This is a genomic window from Pseudomonas sp. M30-35 (assembly GCF_002163625.1).
Taxonomy (GTDB): Bacteria; Pseudomonadota; Gammaproteobacteria; order Pseudomonadales; family Pseudomonadaceae; genus Aquipseudomonas.
This window is the reverse complement of record NZ_CP020892.1, coordinates 1,212,286-1,227,586: the sequence shown is the minus strand read 5'-3', so window position 1 is coordinate 1,227,586 and position 15,301 is coordinate 1,212,286. Positions and strand designations below refer to the sequence as shown.

The 15,301-nt window shown below is 52.2% G+C and carries 12 protein-coding genes; 7 read left to right on the top strand and 5 right to left on the bottom strand.

Features of this window, described 5'->3' with window-relative positions; translation table 11 throughout:
• Positions 1-10: 10 nt before the first annotated feature.
• Positions 11-1,201 (bottom strand): efflux RND transporter periplasmic adaptor subunit, encoded by a 1,191-nt coding sequence (locus B9K09_RS05740; protein WP_371917449.1) that lies wholly within the window; start codon positions 1,199-1,201, stop codon positions 11-13.
• 504 nt (positions 1,202-1,705) lie between these two features.
• On the bottom strand, positions 1,706-2,974 hold the full coding sequence (locus tag B9K09_RS05735; RefSeq protein ID WP_087518999.1) for a TolC family protein: 1,269 nt from the start codon (positions 2,972-2,974) through the stop codon (positions 1,706-1,708).
• A 718-nt stretch (positions 2,975-3,692) separates the two neighbouring features.
• Between B9K09_RS05735 and B9K09_RS05730 the strand changes: the two genes are divergently transcribed.
• The 4 genes from B9K09_RS05730 to B9K09_RS05715 all read left to right on the top strand — a co-directional run bounded on the left by B9K09_RS05730 (position 3,693) and on the right by B9K09_RS05715 (position 8,052).
• Complete coding sequence (locus B9K09_RS05730; protein ID WP_087515907.1) at positions 3,693-4,367, top strand: heavy metal response regulator transcription factor; 675 nt, start codon at positions 3,693-3,695, stop codon at positions 4,365-4,367.
• A complete protein-coding gene (locus tag B9K09_RS05725) occupies positions 4,364-5,779 on the top strand; it encodes a heavy metal sensor histidine kinase (protein WP_087515906.1) in 1,416 nt (471 codons plus the stop codon). The genes B9K09_RS05730 and B9K09_RS05725 overlap by 4 nt, the downstream gene beginning before the upstream one ends.
• Positions 5,780-6,216: 437 nt before the next feature.
• A complete protein-coding gene (locus B9K09_RS05720; protein WP_371917435.1) occupies positions 6,217-7,560 on the top strand; it encodes an OprD family porin in 1,344 nt (447 codons plus the stop codon).
• 285 nt (positions 7,561-7,845) lie between these two features.
• Positions 7,846-8,052, top strand: coding sequence for a hypothetical protein (locus tag B9K09_RS05715; RefSeq protein WP_087515905.1), 207 nt, complete (start codon positions 7,846-7,848; stop codon positions 8,050-8,052).
• Positions 8,053-8,285: 233 nt separating this feature from the next.
• Here B9K09_RS05715 and B9K09_RS05710 read toward each other — a convergent pair whose 3' ends face one another.
• From B9K09_RS05710 to B9K09_RS05700, 3 genes are all read right to left on the bottom strand, one after another.
• Positions 8,286-9,665: an MFS transporter gene (locus B9K09_RS05710; RefSeq protein ID WP_087515904.1), complete on the bottom strand. Its 1,380-nt coding sequence runs from the start codon at positions 9,663-9,665 to the stop codon at positions 8,286-8,288.
• 165 nt (positions 9,666-9,830) lie between these two features.
• Positions 9,831-10,856, bottom strand: coding sequence for a ferrochelatase (gene hemH / locus B9K09_RS05705; RefSeq protein WP_087515903.1), 1,026 nt, complete (start codon positions 10,854-10,856; stop codon positions 9,831-9,833).
• A 33-nt stretch (positions 10,857-10,889) separates the two neighbouring features.
• A complete protein-coding gene (locus B9K09_RS05700) occupies positions 10,890-11,795 on the bottom strand; it encodes a TIGR01777 family oxidoreductase (protein ID WP_087515902.1) in 906 nt (301 codons plus the stop codon).
• A gap of 255 nt (positions 11,796-12,050) precedes the next feature.
• On the opposite strand from B9K09_RS05700, the gene B9K09_RS05695 reads away from it, so the two are divergent.
• From B9K09_RS05695 to B9K09_RS05685, 3 genes are all read left to right on the top strand, one after another.
• Positions 12,051-13,043 (top strand): NAD(P)/FAD-dependent oxidoreductase, encoded by a 993-nt coding sequence (locus tag B9K09_RS05695; protein ID WP_087515901.1) that lies wholly within the window; start codon positions 12,051-12,053, stop codon positions 13,041-13,043.
• Positions 13,044-13,388: 345 nt separating this feature from the next.
• Positions 13,389-14,351 carry a DUF523 and DUF1722 domain-containing protein gene (locus tag B9K09_RS05690; RefSeq protein WP_087515900.1) on the top strand — a complete coding sequence of 321 codons (963 nt, stop codon included), beginning with the start codon at positions 13,389-13,391 and terminating at the stop codon, positions 14,349-14,351.
• Positions 14,348-15,301 (top strand): MerR family transcriptional regulator, encoded by a 954-nt coding sequence (locus B9K09_RS05685; protein ID WP_087515899.1) that lies wholly within the window; start codon positions 14,348-14,350, stop codon positions 15,299-15,301. The genes B9K09_RS05690 and B9K09_RS05685 overlap by 4 nt, the downstream gene beginning before the upstream one ends.

The window sequence follows — 15,301 nt, the reverse complement described above, 5'->3', positions numbered from 1 at the left end:
CGATGAAGGATCAATGGGCGTGCTGAGCTGAGGACTTACCCAGTTCAGACTTAAGGGTGAAGCTGCCGACACTGGCGACTTCGGCGCCTGCTGCCAGTCCTTCATTTATCTCGACATAGCCACTGTCGCGAGCCCCCAACACAACGGGCTGCGCGATAAAGCCACCGTCAACGCGGACAAATACTGCGGGTTGTTCTTCAACCGTTTGAATCGACTGCTCAGGCAACGTGACCCCCACATTCTGGGTTTGTGTTGCCAGCAAGACCGAGACGAACAAGCCAGGCCGCCAAGCACCTTGAGGGTTTTTCACCGTGACTCGAGCGGTTGCCGTGCGCGTTTGCTTACCCAGCAAACTCCCCACATATGACACCTCACCCATCAGTTCGGTACCCAGCTCTGGTGCACTGATTTTTACGCGCTTGCCAACCTGTACCTGATTGAGGTCTTTAGGCGAGATGTTGAAAGTTGCCCAAACCTCAGACAAATCGGAGATAGTAAAAGCGTTGCTGGTTTCACTGACGACTTCACCCAGCACAATGTGTTTTTCAACGACACTGCCATCGAACGGTGCACGCAACTCATACCGGTTTCCCCCGCTCGTGCTGACGCTACCGCTGATAGCTGAAATTTTCTGACGCGCGTTATTCAGCTGAATTTCGGCCTCTTGCAAAACCTGCTTGGCTAGCAAGTAATCTTGTTCTGCAGAAATTTTGTCCTGCCAAAGCTGGCGTTCACGCTTATAGGTAATTCGTGCTAATTCCACCCGGCGTTGCGCAGCGGCAAACTCACTGCGTTGCTCGGACACCTGCTGACTGGTGATGACAGCTAACAGCTCACCTTTCTTAACTTTTTGACCAAGGCTTACAGCAACAGATTCAACCACTCCGGCCACACGCGGAACGACGTGGGCGGTGCGGTTATCGTCAAATCGAATCTCTCCAGGCAGTGAAATCGAGGTGCTCAACTCACCCGGAACAGCCGTGACCAATTGAATACCTCCGGCCTTGAGTTGCTCATCGGTTAATTCAATCTTGCCTTCTTGTTTATTGAATTCAAATGAACGCGTAACGCCGCTTTGCGTGACGTTTATCTGCGCCGTGAAATAATGAGGCTCAGCAATTCCAGTCGAACTGACATAACTATTGTTTTGCGCTTTAAACGCCAGAGTCGCAGCATCTCCATTAGGCCGCTCAACCAGCATTGTTACGCTAGCCTCCGGGCTGTTTGGCTGCGGTTGACCATCACGTGACAGATAGATTGTCATGGGCTCTTGTCCAGACTCATCCTCCACAGTGACCAGCTCAAGCGATAAGCCATCTTGTTCAAACAATGTGCCTCCATGCGGACCTAGTTGCTCTGACGCCTCATGTTGCTCAGGGTTATCATGACCCTGCACATCAGCATGTTGATCATCCCCCGTCTCACTATGCTGCTCGCTGTCTGGGCGGTTATCGGCCACAACGCGAATATCCTGTTGCGCAATGGCGGGCGAGATAATGCCTTGCATCAGCCACGCGCCTCCTGCCACGCCTGCAACTAAAGTGATCGCGATTGCGAAGCGTTGATTAGTGTCCATGACAACTCCTTGTTCAGCTCAGAGGGTTCGCCGGGCGCTAGGCCCGAGCCGGTGGCGTATCGGTAATCTGTTAACGCAGCTCTAAGCCCAAATGGTTAAGGCAACGCCGGAGATAAATTCAAAAGAGGATTAACGGCTGGAAGTGAGTACAGAAATGTCGCCATAGATACGCTCAATCTGTACCCAGGCATCGGTTGCCTCAGCAATTGAACGAATGTATTGGTCACGGGCACTGAGCAAAGTGCGCTGTGCATCGAGGACATCGATATAAGAAAATTTGCCCATTTCAAAACCGCGTGTAGCACTTGTCACTGCACTTTTCGCGGCGGGCAATATGGTTTTATGAAGTGAGGTCAGTTGTTCCTGGGCGGTTGCCCATTGCTCTAGTGCCAACTGGGTTTGTGTACGGATACGAAGCTCAGTGGCATTGCGCAGATCACGAGCCTGGTCCGCACGACGAGCGGCTGAAAGGATGTTGCCCTGATTACGATTGAAAATCGGAATCGGCATCGACAACCCAAACACATTTACTCGTTCATTCTCGAGGGCGTCGTACTGGGTACCCACGGTCACATTAAGATCAGGAATACGCTGGCTCTGCTCTAAGCGGAGCGAAGCTTCTTGTTGGTTAATGGCCATCTCAGCCAAACGTAAATCAACAGTCTGATTAACCTGCGTCAATAATTGCTTAGCGGCTGGCAAACTCGGCAAATCGTGAGCATTGCCCTTTACTTGATTAAGGCCAATGCTGGCATCGCCCATCACCGCAGCCAGTTGTTGCTGAGCGTTGGTTTGCGCCATCGCCGCACGCCGCACGTCAAGGCGTACTTCAGACAACTGCACCTGAGCCCGGACCGCCTCGACTGGCGAGACCTTACCCGCCTTAACTCGCCCATTTGCGACAACCAGCGCCCGCTCAGTTAAAGCTAGCGACTCTTTTGCCAGAGCAACTTGCTCCTTAGCCCTCAATACACTGTAAAAAGCTTGAATTACAGTTGCGCGCAACTCATTGCGCGAACGTTGCAACTTGATTGCTGCTGCATCCTGACCACGCTCTGCTAGCTCAACTCGAGCCCCGCGCTTGCCGCCAAGCTCAATAGGCTGCGTGAGTTGAACCGTCGTGGAGCGACTATTACTGCGCGTGTCCTCAACCTCAAATGACACCTCTGGATTAGGTATAAGTCCCGCTTGTTCACGGGCGCCGGCCGCAATATCAATATTCCAACTGGCTGCAGCGAGTTCAGGGTTTTGTTGAAACGCACGCTCGAGTGCTTGAGTCACCGTTACCTCGGCAGACTCCAACGCATAAATACTTGTTGAGAAACTTGCCGCACATAAAAAACCAGCCGCAATGACCGACCTTAAATTGGGCCGCGTTGAGGCGACGCCCTTACACACATTACCTACATCCAGCACTCGTACCCCCTGAGGAAACTCTGAAAAACAACTGCGATAGGTATTGGCGTGTTGAAAACTGCTCACAGCCTTCAGGCTGAACGCACTTATGGGGGGAACCCTTGCTGGGGCAGTCCCTGCTGCGACCCAGAAGGGACGTGCAAAGCGAATCAAATGCTTATTATTTCGAACAACTCAAGTCGAACGCGACCTGTCGTTATTCACATCCTTTCGCCTAGCACTCCCGACGCGCTCTATCTTTTTCAGAGGTTCTCTAACAATTAAAAACAATGCTGAAGCAATCACTGGCGGTTAACTGCCATCAACCACTTAAACTTTTCAATCGATCCACGTCAGCAATCGTTGACGCCGGAGAATGTAGCGACGAGGCACTATCGGCAGGATGACTAGAAAATTACAAAATTGTTATTAAGCAAAAAACAAACTTTAAGTGACTTAATATCGCGTTGTACTTACAGCAACTAACTCGCACTGAAAATGCAACATACAGAAACAACTGACTGATTAGTCATCAGCCGAAGACCCAAGCACATCAGCACCTACAGCTTGACTCAGTAGCGACTACAGGGTTTAGCATTCGCAGCAAGTCACGCATAAACCTGACGTTTAACGTTTCACCCAATTCAACTGAAGTGTGTACGCCCGGCTCTTATAGAGCGCTATTAATACCCAAGACACACTCTTAAATCAGCGATATAAAATGCGTATACTTATTATTGAAGACGAACAAAAAACTGCCGAATACTTACAACAGGGATTGTCCGAAAGTGGATATATCGTTGATCGCGCAGCCACTGGCATGGATGGCCTTCACTTCGTTGAGCAATACAGCTATGACTTAGTCATTCTCGATGTAAATCTGCCAGAAATGGACGGCTTCGAGGTGCTTGGGCATATCCGTAAACACGAAAGCACACGCGTCATCATGTTGACCGCTCGCGGCCGTTTAGCCGACAAAATCAAGGGCCTTGACCTAGGCGCTGACGACTACTTGGTTAAGCCGTTCGAGTTTCCTGAATTATTGGCCCGGATTAGAACGCTACTTCGGCGAAGCGAACAAATTTCAGTCCCCGAGATATTCCGTGTATCTGAGCTAGAACTAGACCCTGCTCGCCACCGTGCCTACCGCAACAACCACCGTATCGACCTAACCAGTAAAGAGTTCGCACTGCTGCACTTGTTAATGCGCCGCTCGGGTGAGGTACTGACACGCACGCAGATAATATCTCTGGTCTGGGACATGAACTTTGACTGCGATACTAACGTGGTAGAGGTCGCAATCAGGCGTTTGCGCGCGAAAGTCGATGACCCATTTGAGGACAAACTGATTCACACATTACGCGGAGTCGGTTATGTCCTTGAGGCCCGCGGATGAAACCAATCAGTTTGTCGATGCGCCTGAGTTTATCAGTCGCGCTAACAGGCGCCGCACTGGTCATCTCGCTTGCTTCATTGGCGTACATAGCGCTGACTCACCAACTGGAATTGCTCGCTCGACAAAACCTAGACAGCAAGTTGGAGCAAATTCAGCACGACCTTTCTGTCGGCATGACATTGGATAAGGTGGCGAACAGTCCCCACGTGCTACTGGACTCAGTCACCGGGCATGACAACCTCAACCTGACCATTTTCATCGCCAAGAGCAACGCGAGCCATTTGCTTAGCATCGGCAGAGAAGATTTTGACCCACAACTCTCCCGCATCAATGTCAAAGAGGTGAAAACCTACCACGCGTGGACCAATCGCAGCGGCAACAAAATGCTCACCGTCTCAATTGCCATGCCATTAGCTGATGGCAACACGGTTCGGGTTTTACTTTCCAGTAACCGAGTAGCTGATCAAGCGTTGTTAAGTGCCTACATCAAAGTCGCTATTATTACCGTACCACTGCTGCTTATTTTCACTGGTGTCGGCGCATTTTGGATTGTTCGTCGCGGCCTTTCACCGTTGCGCAAATTTCGCCAGACTGCTGCCCTGACATCGACACAAGACCTCTCGCATCGTATCCCTGTCGATAATCTGCCAACGGAGTTGAGCAAACTCGCAGACAGCATAAACATCATGTTCAACCGCCTAGATAACGGCGTGCAACAACTGACCCAATTCTCTGACGACCTTGCCCACGAGTTGCGAACACCTATCACCAACCTGATGGGCAAGGCGCAAGTCACCTTATCCAAAACACGCACAACGGAAGCCTACAAAGCCACGCTTGAAAGCTGTACAGAAGAGCTGGGAAGAATCTCGCGAATCGTAACTGACATGCTGTTTTTGGCCAATGTTACTCAACCCGCAGCGTTGTTGGATCTCGAAACAGTCGACCTCAATTACCAGACAGGGCTACTCGTGGAGTTGTTCAGCTTCAGTGCGGAGGAGAAACAGATCGACTTACGGATCACAGGCAACGGCAGCGCTTACGGTGACCGTTTGATGATCCAGCGAGCGATTTCTAACCTCCTCTCCAACGCAATCCGCCACAGCCCCGTTGGCAGCCAGATCGACATTTCAATTAGCGCCGAAAACGAAAACACGTTACTTACCGTGTACAATCCAGGGCCCGGCATCCCTGAGCAGCACATAACTCACTTGTTTAAACGTTTCTACCGAGTTGATCCAGATCGTTCCCGGGTATTGGGAGGCAAAGGCCTGGGCTTAGCAATTGTCAGTTCAATTATGCAATTGCACGGCGGTACGGTAGGCGTCAGCAGTGAAGTCAATGGCCTGACTCAATTCAGCTTAATCTTTCCGCCACAAACAGCAGCTCAACACAACCTCGCACACACCTAGGGTGATGAACCCAGCAAATCGCTAGTGTGGTTAATAAATAAAGCACTCGCGTTCAATACCCCCCGCATTTTAAATAACGTTTTTCCTTCGTCTACTTAAAGGTCGACAATCCTGGACTGTGCCTGAGCAAGTAATTGCTTAAGCACAACCAGATTATTGCAGCGGTGTCGTGTATTGAAATCATGCTGTGGACAATACAGCACTCGGTAGCAAATCGAGGCATTAAAAACCACAATCATTAAAAAAGCTCGATGAACACTTGATGAGTTCAACCCTCAACATACAACTTGCCCACAACCATTTAACAGCAACAACATGTCCAATTTAGCTAAATTACATAATTGTAATCTACGCGTCACTTTAAGGTTATTAGCACCTTGCAATCATGCAAACTGGTAATTAGCTATAGATACCAATAACGCAAAACAATAACTTTCATGACTGGGCAAGGTAAATTTATGCACATTAAATTAAGCACATCACGCGCATGGGGTTTAATTCTCGCCTGGACAATGTCGTCAGCGGCAACTGCAAACACATCTGAAGCATCGGAGGGGTTTATCGAAGACAGCGAGCTGTCTATTTTAAACCGCAACTATTACTTCAATCGTGACATCCGCAAAGGAGGCTCAAGCCCCACTGGCAATAGTTATTCCGAAGCGTGGACACAAGGCATAATCACGCGATTCTCATCAGGTTATACCCAAGGTTTTGTTGGCTTCGGCATTGACTCGTTTGCCATGCTCGGACTCAAACTCGACACGGGTGCCGGCCGCGCACTCGGCACAACGCTCCTGCCTGTCGACAGCAACAATCAAGCGGAAGACAGCTACTCAAAGGTCGGAGGGGCAGTAAAAATGTACGTGCTCGACACCGAATTCAAGTACGGAGACGTCTTCCCGACATCGCCGGTGATTCAATTTGGTGAGTCGCGACTTCTACCGGAAACCTTTCGTGGGCTCAATGTTCGCAACTTCAGTATTGATGGTTTGACCTTGCAGGGTGGACGTTTCCACGCGATGAGCCAGCCACAGAACAGCTCTCTCGGCAAAGGTTTCTCAACGTTTTATGTCGGTGATGTCGATTCCGACTGGCTGGGCTATTTCGGTGGTGATTACTCCGTCAATGAAAATATCAGCATCAGGCTCTACACAAGCCGCCTCAAGGATGTCTGGAATCAACATTACGCCTCGATGAACCTCAACTACGACCTCAGCGACAACTTAACGCTATTTGGCGGTTTCAACTATTACAAAGCCAAAGACCAAGGCAAGCAATTGTTGGGCTCATTCGATAACGACATTTACAGCACCCATATAGGCGTTAGCAGTGGCCCGCATCGAATCACCTTATCTTACCAAGAGAACACCGGTGACGATGACTTTGACTACATCAGTAACTCAGGGTCTATCTACTTGGACAACTCGATCCAGTACAGTGACTTCAACTCACCAAATGAACGCTCAGTCATGCTGCGCTATGACTTAGACATGGCGACATTTGGCGTGCCAGGCCTGTCACTCATGGCACGTTATGCGTCTGGACGTGACGCTGATTACTCCAACGCCAACAGCTATTACGCACGTGTGGACTCAAGCGGCAATGCATTACGTAATCAAAGCCGTTGGGAGCGTGATTTAGAAGCGCGCTATGTTGTTCAAGAGGGATCATTCAAAGACTTGTCAGTTCGTGTTCGTCATGCCGTCACACGCGCAGACGAGTTCTCCCCTGATCTTAATGAGATACGCGTCATTACTGAGTACCCACTCAACATACTTTAATAATTAAGCGCCGATGCATTAATGCCCGAACGAATTAAAGCAATACCATGTCGTAAACTTTCAGTTTTGTAATCTGCACTTCAGCATTCTGTTAGGTTTCGCTTCGTATACTTCACTCGAACTTACCGCCTAAACGGCATTAGCAAACCGCTAAAAAGTAACGCGCAACGAGAATGTCAGGCAACCACAGCCAAGTCTGGCTCAGCAATACGTTGCGCAATTGCTCTTCAGAGGTTCATTAAACAAACAGTTGACGCTGAAACTTACGCAGACAGGTGAATAGATATGAAAAATTTTAAAGTGGTTTTGATCAGCTTGCTTCTACTGGGTTCTACCGCTGCACTCGCAGAAAACGGCAGTGAGCGCTCACAAGAGTTTCGCCAGCGCTTTCTGGCAAACCAAGAACGAATTCATGGAGACGATACGGTAGTCGTATATGCGGATGAGAATGAACAAGAAGAACCATCCGAAGAGTTAGCTGATAACAGCTAATCTCAAGCTCCGTTAGTGCCCACCTCTTGTAGCTATACACAGCTCCTTTGGACGAGGTGTCACCTTAAGCGCCCTGATAGGCGCTTTTTTTCCGTTCAAAATATACAAGCTAGCAACTCATGCTCTGTGGCTGAACGCGGTAGTACGCATCTTGATGCCATTACCCTTACTCAGGACATCGCATTAGCTTGATCTGCTTGTCATCCATATCTGTGAATAGTCATGTGCTATCCCTACGAACGGTTAGGCGCCGCCCCCGTCAGAGCTTCAGCAGATGCGGGTTCAGACGTTTGCGCCGACCAACCACGGACTCGCTCTATGCTTTCGCGGTAAGGCTTGAGCCCTTTGCCAAGCAGAATGATCGAAGTAGTAACCGCCACCAAGGTGACGATCAGCAGCGAATAACGCAGCGCGTTATCGTCGGCAAACACGTAATCAGTTACCAGCGCGACGGCAGTCGGACCGATCCCCAAACCGAGCAAGGTGATGACAAACAGGTAAATCGCCGAGGCCTGGCCACGCATCGAATTAGGCATGATTTCCTGGATCGCAGCCGGGGCAACACCAAACGGCATGCTCAGGCAAAACACCGTAGGCGCCATTAATACCGAAGCCCAAAAGGCACTTTCCATCAACGGGAAACCCAACACAAACGGCACAGAACCAATCGCCGCATACAAGCCCACGCGCATATTGGCATCGGTGCGGCCACGCTTGGTCATCCAGTCTGCCAAACGCCCGCCAAAGACGATGCCCAAACAACCAAATACCGCGACGATACTGCCGTAGACGATACCGACGTGGCTGGCATCCCAACCGTAAGTGCGAATGTAGAAGGTTGGCACCCACGCCGCGCTGCCATAACCGGCAAAGGCTAAACCTGCAAAACCAAAGTTGTGGCACAGCACCGTGCGCCGATTTTTCCGGATATAGCTAGCCACTTGTGACAGCGGCACCACAACACCGGCTCCGGCACCGCGGCGCGCTGGCTCTTTAACTGCCAGCATCAATAAAGTAAAGAGCACGCCTGCAGCACCCAGCACGATGAATATCAGCTGCCAAGGGCGAACTTCACCCAGCACCGGCAACATCACATCACCCTGCGCTGAGGCGAACTTGATAACCAGACCGCCCAGCAAAAATGCCAAGCCCGAGCCCAGGTAAACCCCCATCGAGTAAACGCTGATCGCGGTTGCGCGACGCTCCTGCGGGAAACTGTCAGCAATCAACGAATAGGCGGCAGGTGATAGCGCCGCCTCGCCAACGCCGACACCAATTCTGCACAGTAAAAACTGCCAGTAAAGACGCGCCATCCCACACGCGGCGGTGGCTGCACTCCAAAACAGAACACCAAAGGCAATCAGCCCGCGACGACTTTTGCTATCCGCCAGGCGACCAAGCGGAATACCACACACGGTATAGAACAAGGCGAACGACAAACCCATCAACAGGCTCATTTCAGTATCGGAAATCGCCAGATCGCGACGGATGGGGCCGACCAGCAAGTTAAGAATCTGCCGATCAATAAATGACAGTACATAGGCAACCATCAAAATACTGACGGTGGTCCAGGCGCGAATATTGGAGGGGTAGCCATTGTTGTTATTGGGCATGGGCAGTTTCCTCGACAGCGCAAATGCAGTGCGCGACGGTTTAAAGTACTGCCAGCTTAGGCGGATATGCCGTCGGCTGAGTATCGCCCGGAGTAGTTATTGATGGTATGAATGTCATCCTTTGGAGTGAGCGCCCTGCACAGGCGGCTCACTGCCCAGTGTGATTTACAGGCTTAGCGGTGCTCGTTCACACAGCTCGTTGAGGGCCTCAACCCAGCTTGCGTGATCATTCAGGCACGGCACCAGCTGCAGGGTTTCACCGCCTGCTTCCTGAAACTGCTCCAAGCCGCGATCACCAATCTCTTCGAGCGTCTCGATACAGTCAGCAACAAACGCCGGGCACATCACCAGCAAGTTTTTAACGCCCTGCTTCGCCAGTTCCTCAAGACGCGCCTCGGTGTAGGGCTCAATCCACTTGGCCCGGCCAAGACGTGACTGAAACGACACCGACCACTGCTCTGGCTGCAAGCCCATTTTCTCGGCAAATGCCTGCGCACTGCGCATACACTGTGCGCGATAACAGGTGGCTAGCACCTCAGGCGATGCGGTTTGGCAGCAATCTGCGCTCTTCAGGCAGTGCTCCCCGCTCGGGTCGCGCTTATGCAAGTGACGCTCTGGCAAACCGTGGAAGCTCAAAAGCAAATGCTCGAAGCCTTTATCCAGATACGGCTTGGCGCTGTCGACCAGCGCAGCAATGTATTCTGGCTGGTCGTAAAAAGGCTGCAAAATCGACAACTGCACCTCTGACTGACACTTAGCGAGTACCCGGCGCACCTCTTCAATCACCGTGGTCGTGGTGCTATCAGCAAACTGCGGATACAGCGGTGCCAGGGTGATTTTTTTAACGCCTTGGGCAATCAGCTTGTTTAGCTGCGACTCAATCGACGGTTCACCGTAGCGCATCGCTAACTCTACTGGCCCATGCGTCCATTTGCCTTGCATTGCCTGCTGCAAACGCTTGCTGAGCACGACAAGTGGCGACCCCTCTTCCCACCATATGGATGCATAAGCGTGCGCTGACTGCTGCGGACGCTTGATCAGAATCAATGACACCAACAGGCGTCGCACCGGCCACGGCAAATCAATAACGTAGGGATCCATCAAAAACTGATTAAGGTAGCTGCGCACATCGGCAACTTTGGTTGAGGCTGGCGAGCCCAAATTAACCAGTAGTAAAGCGTGATCGGTCATGCAAGTTCCTAGTGATGCCCTGTGCAGCAGGGCTTAGTCAATCGGGTTCAACAAATCCGTCAATGCGACGTCCAAGTGCGTGAAGCGAAACTCAAAACCAATGTCGGTCAGACGGTCCGGCAGCGCACGTTGGCCACCCAGCAGCAGGATCGACATTTCCCCCAGACCCGCGCGTAATAAAAAACCGGGTACAGGCAACAGCGTGAAGCGGTTTACCGCATGCCCCAACTCATTGGCAAACTCACGATTGCGTACCGGATGCGGCGAGCACGCATTATAAGGACCACTGGCCTGCGGATGCTGTAAGAGAAAATCAATCAAGGCGATTTGATCGCTCAAATGCACCCACGGCATCCATTGTTGACCGCTGCCAATACGCCCGCCCAGTCCTAGCTTGAACGGCAACAACAAGCGTTTCAACATGCCGCCATGTGGCGCCAGCACCAATCCAGTGCGTACCAGCACGACACGAATATCCAATGGCTCAGCTTGCAGCGCTGCGCTTTCCCAATCCGCACATAGCTGCGCGGCAAAATCATCGCTTTGCTGGGGTGATTGTTCTGTCAGCTCTTGATCACCGCCGTCGCCGTACCAACCGACCGCAGAACCGGATATCAACACAGCAGGCTTTTGCTCTCGTTGCTTGAGCCATGTGACTAACTGCTCCGTCAGAGCTATCCGGCTTTCGCGTAACAGCGCTTTGCGCGCAGCGCTCCAAGGCTTATCGGCGATAGGTGCGCCTGCCAGATTAATCACTGCATCAATAGATTCATGGTTAAGCTCTTCGAGCCTTGCGACACCTCTAACCGAGTCACCACAAAGGCCAACGACCTGCTCAGGACGACGGCTCCAGACACTCAACTGATGTCCTTGTGCGGCCCAGTGATGGCACAGGCTTTGACCGATCAAACCGGTGCCGCCAGTCAGCAAAATATGCATGGCATCTTCCTCGCATGTTTCTCTCGTGAGGTAATTAAGCTCAGCTTTTGCGGTCTATTTTTGACATAGAGTGCGGCATCTTATTAACAGTGACTAAGCTCAATAAAACGCCCAAATACGGCTACGCAAGAGGTGGCGGTGACTCTTTAACTATAGATGAGTCACATCTATAGTCGCATAATCTTATACATAAAAATGGCTTTGTATAGATTTCACCCGCAGCTAAGCCTAACGTTCCAGAACATGAGGCAGACCATGAATTCAAGTATCCCCATCGCGGTTATTGGCACAGGAATCGCCGGGTTATCCGCCGCTCAAGCCTTGCAAAACGCGGGGCATAGCGTCCAGCTGTTTGATAAAAGTCGTGGCAGCGGTGGCCGTATGGCCAGCAAGCGCAGCGACGCCGGTGCCCTTGATCTCGGCGCACAATACTTCACCGCCCGTGACCGGCGTTTTGTTGAGGTTGTACAGCAATGGCAGGCACGCGGTTGGGTCAGCCAGTGGCAACCTAGCCTGTATAACTATCAAGACGGCGCTCTCTGTGCATCCCCCGATGAGCAAGTGCGCTGGGTTGGCTCGCCGCGCATGAGCTCAATTACCCGCGCCATGCTGGGTGCATTACCGGTCCATTTCAGTTGCCGTATTACTGAGGTTTTTCGCGGTGAGCAGCATTGGAGCCTGCAAGATGCCGAGGGCCAAAGTCATGGCCCATTCAGCCACGTAGTCATCGCCCTGCCTGCGCCACAAGCCAGTACATTGTTAGCCGCGGCACCTAAGCTTGCCGGGGCAGCGGCTAGCGTTTCGATGGACCCCACCTGGGCTGTCGCCCTGTCATTCGCAACCCCGCTAGCCACCCGTGTAGAGGGCTGCTTCGTACAGGACAGCGCACTCGACTGGTTAGCTCGCAGCACCAGCAAACCCGGGCGTGAGAGCGAACACGACACCTGGATATTGCACGCAACCAGCCAATGGAGTCGTCAACACATCGACCTGCCCAAGGAACAGGTTATCGAACACCTGCACGGGGCCTTCGCTGAGTTAATTGGCTGCGCAGTCGCGGCCCCTACATTCACCCTTGCTCACCGCTGGTTGTATGCACGCCCATCAGCCGCACACCAACTGGGCGCATTGGCCGATGCAGACCTGGGTCTGTATGCCTGTGGTGACTGGTGCTTATCGGGCCGAGTTGAAGGCGCATGGTTGAGCGGCCAGGAGGCTGCCCGCAAACTGCTCGAACACATGCAATAAATATCAGCTTGTAGAAACTGTTCAGGGCGTCAACCCGCAAAACTGCTGCTGCCGCAATGACAGCAGCCCCACCCAATCGTGAAAAGCACTTTATGGTCACAGTGCCTGCCGATGAAGCTCATATCCTGCAAATAGACCGACAGACGCTATCAAGCAAGCGAAGTCCGCTGATCGATTGCCCAGCCAAGCAGGGCTGGCTCGTAGGCTGAAAGTAAGCCGCGCAACTCCTCGCAACATTTGCCACAAAAAACCTGTACAAAAAATTTGACTTGTACAACGCCAACCCTATGATGAACACAAGTTGTACATTTTGATTTTATGTACAACTAATATCAAGGGCTCATCATGCCAGACGCTGCCGTAAGCAAACCCAAAATCGCGATTAGTGCCTGCCTGCTGGGCGAGCAGGTGCGCTACAACGGCGGCAATAAAGAGTCACAGCTGTGCAGCCGGACGCTGAGTGATTACTTTGACTTTGTCTCAATTTGCCCTGAAGTCGCCATTGGCCTGGGCACCCCACGCGAGCCTATACGCCTGGTCGGTAACCCTGACGCGCCAAGGGCGGTAGGCACGGTATCCAGAGACAACGATGTAACTGAGCGATTGGCTGCCTATGGCCGGCAGATTGCTGACGAGCTGACAGATATTTGTGGCTACATCCTCATGCAGCAATCGCCATCGTGCGGGATGCAGCGGGTCAAGGTTTATCAAGACAACGGTCGCCCCAGTGAACCCAAGGGCACAGGAATATTCGCAGCTGAATTTATCGCCCACCATCCAAACTTGCCGATTGAAGAAGCCGGTCGCTTAAACGACCCAGTGTTGCGCGAGAACTTTCTCGCCCGCGTGTTTGCCTACGCCGACTGGCAACAAGTGCTGCAAGCAGGCCTGACCCGCAAAAGCCTGATCGAATACCACACGCGCTACAAATACCTGCTGATGGCAACCAATCCATTGCAGTACAAAACCCTTGGCAGTCTGCTGGGAGATCTTAGCCAGCATGAGCTGCACATCTTGGCGACCGACTATTTCAGCCGGCTCATGGCAGCGCTGAAAAGCTGCGCCACCCGAGGCACCCACAGCAATGTATTGCAGCACATCAGTGGTTATCTCAAGCAGTCATTGAGCGCCGAAGAAAAGCAGGAAATGCAATCGCTGATCAGCCAGTACCGCCAAGGCGTCGTGCCGTTAGTGGTGCCGCTGACACTGCTCAAGCATCACTTCCGAATGCACCCCGACCACTACATCAATCAACAGGTTTACCTGCAGCCGTACCCGGAAAACCTAAGCCTGCGAAATGCCTTATGAGCCAAGCCAAGCAAGCCCCCGCTGAAAACGAATATCAGCTAGCACTGGCTGAGGGTTTTCGGCCTATCCGCGATGTGGCACGTATCACCGGCGTTAACCCGGTGACATTGCGTGCCTGGGAGCGACGTTACGGTTTGATCGTGCCGCAACGCACCGCCAAAGGTCACCGCTTGTACAGCGAACAACACATCGCCCAGATCCAAGCGATTCTGATGTGGATCAACCGTGGTGTCTCGGTTAGCCAAGTCAAAGTGTTGCTTCACAGCACAGTGCCGACGCGTGCTGAAGCAGATGGACAATGGCCGGACTCGCAGTGGTCAGAGAAGAGCCAGCAGTTGCTTGAGGCAGTCAGCAAACTGGCGGAGCGCCGTCTCGACGACGTATTCAACAGCGAACTCGCGCTGTATCCGCCTACCGTGCTGTGCAGCCAGTTGCTGTTACCGCTACTCAACGAATTAGAACAACGCTGGCGCGGACAATTTGGCGCACGGCTCGAGCAGGTATTTTTCTACTCCTGGCTGCGCAGCAAACTTGGCGCCCGCGTCTACCACAACAATCGGCAACATACCGGTGAACCACTGTTGATGGTCAATTGCTCCGACCTGCCGATGGCCCCTGGATTATGGCTCAGTGCTTGGCTGGCGAGTAGCGCTCAAGCCCCGGTTGAAGTGTTTGACTGGCCAGTGCCGCAAGCTGAGTTAAGCATGGCAATGGAGCATATCCGGCCGTCAGCGCTGCTCCTGTACTCGACTCAACCACTGAATATCAGCCAATTGCCGACACTGCTCGAAGGCTGTGCAAGCACAGTGCTGATCACCGGGCCAACCGTGACCATTCATCACGCAGAACTGCAAACACTGGGTGCGCGCTACAGCAACCTGACAATCGCCATTGATCCCATTATCGCCATGCAAGTGCTGGCTGATCGACACCTGCTAGAGGATGCATGA

Bases quoted from the DNA above. Each gene is read 5' to 3' on its own strand.
- hemH (WP_087515903.1), bottom strand. From the start codon at position 10,856: ATGACCGATCACGCTTTACTACTGGTTAATTTGGGCTCGCCAGCCTCA.
- B9K09_RS05740 (WP_371917449.1), bottom strand. From the start codon at position 1,201: ATGCTGGTTGAGCGGCCTAATGGAGATGCTGCGACTCTGGCGTTTAAA.
- B9K09_RS05685 (WP_087515899.1), top strand. From the start codon at position 14,348: ATGAGCCAAGCCAAGCAAGCCCCCGCTGAAAACGAATATCAGCTAGCA.
- B9K09_RS05690 (WP_087515900.1), top strand. From the start codon at position 13,389: ATGCCAGACGCTGCCGTAAGCAAACCCAAAATCGCGATTAGTGCCTGC.
- B9K09_RS05730 (WP_087515907.1), top strand. From the start codon at position 3,693: ATGCGTATACTTATTATTGAAGACGAACAAAAAACTGCCGAATACTTA.
- B9K09_RS05715 (WP_087515905.1), top strand. From the start codon at position 7,846: ATGAAAAATTTTAAAGTGGTTTTGATCAGCTTGCTTCTACTGGGTTCT.
- B9K09_RS05695 (WP_087515901.1), top strand. From the start codon at position 12,051: ATGAATTCAAGTATCCCCATCGCGGTTATTGGCACAGGAATCGCCGGG.
- B9K09_RS05710 (WP_087515904.1), bottom strand. From the start codon at position 9,665: ATGCCCAATAACAACAATGGCTACCCCTCCAATATTCGCGCCTGGACC.
- B9K09_RS05700 (WP_087515902.1), bottom strand. From the start codon at position 11,795: ATGCATATTTTGCTGACTGGCGGCACCGGTTTGATCGGTCAAAGCCTG.
- B9K09_RS05725 (WP_087515906.1), top strand. From the start codon at position 4,364: ATGAAACCAATCAGTTTGTCGATGCGCCTGAGTTTATCAGTCGCGCTA.
- B9K09_RS05720 (WP_371917435.1), top strand. From the start codon at position 6,217: ATGACTGGGCAAGGTAAATTTATGCACATTAAATTAAGCACATCACGC.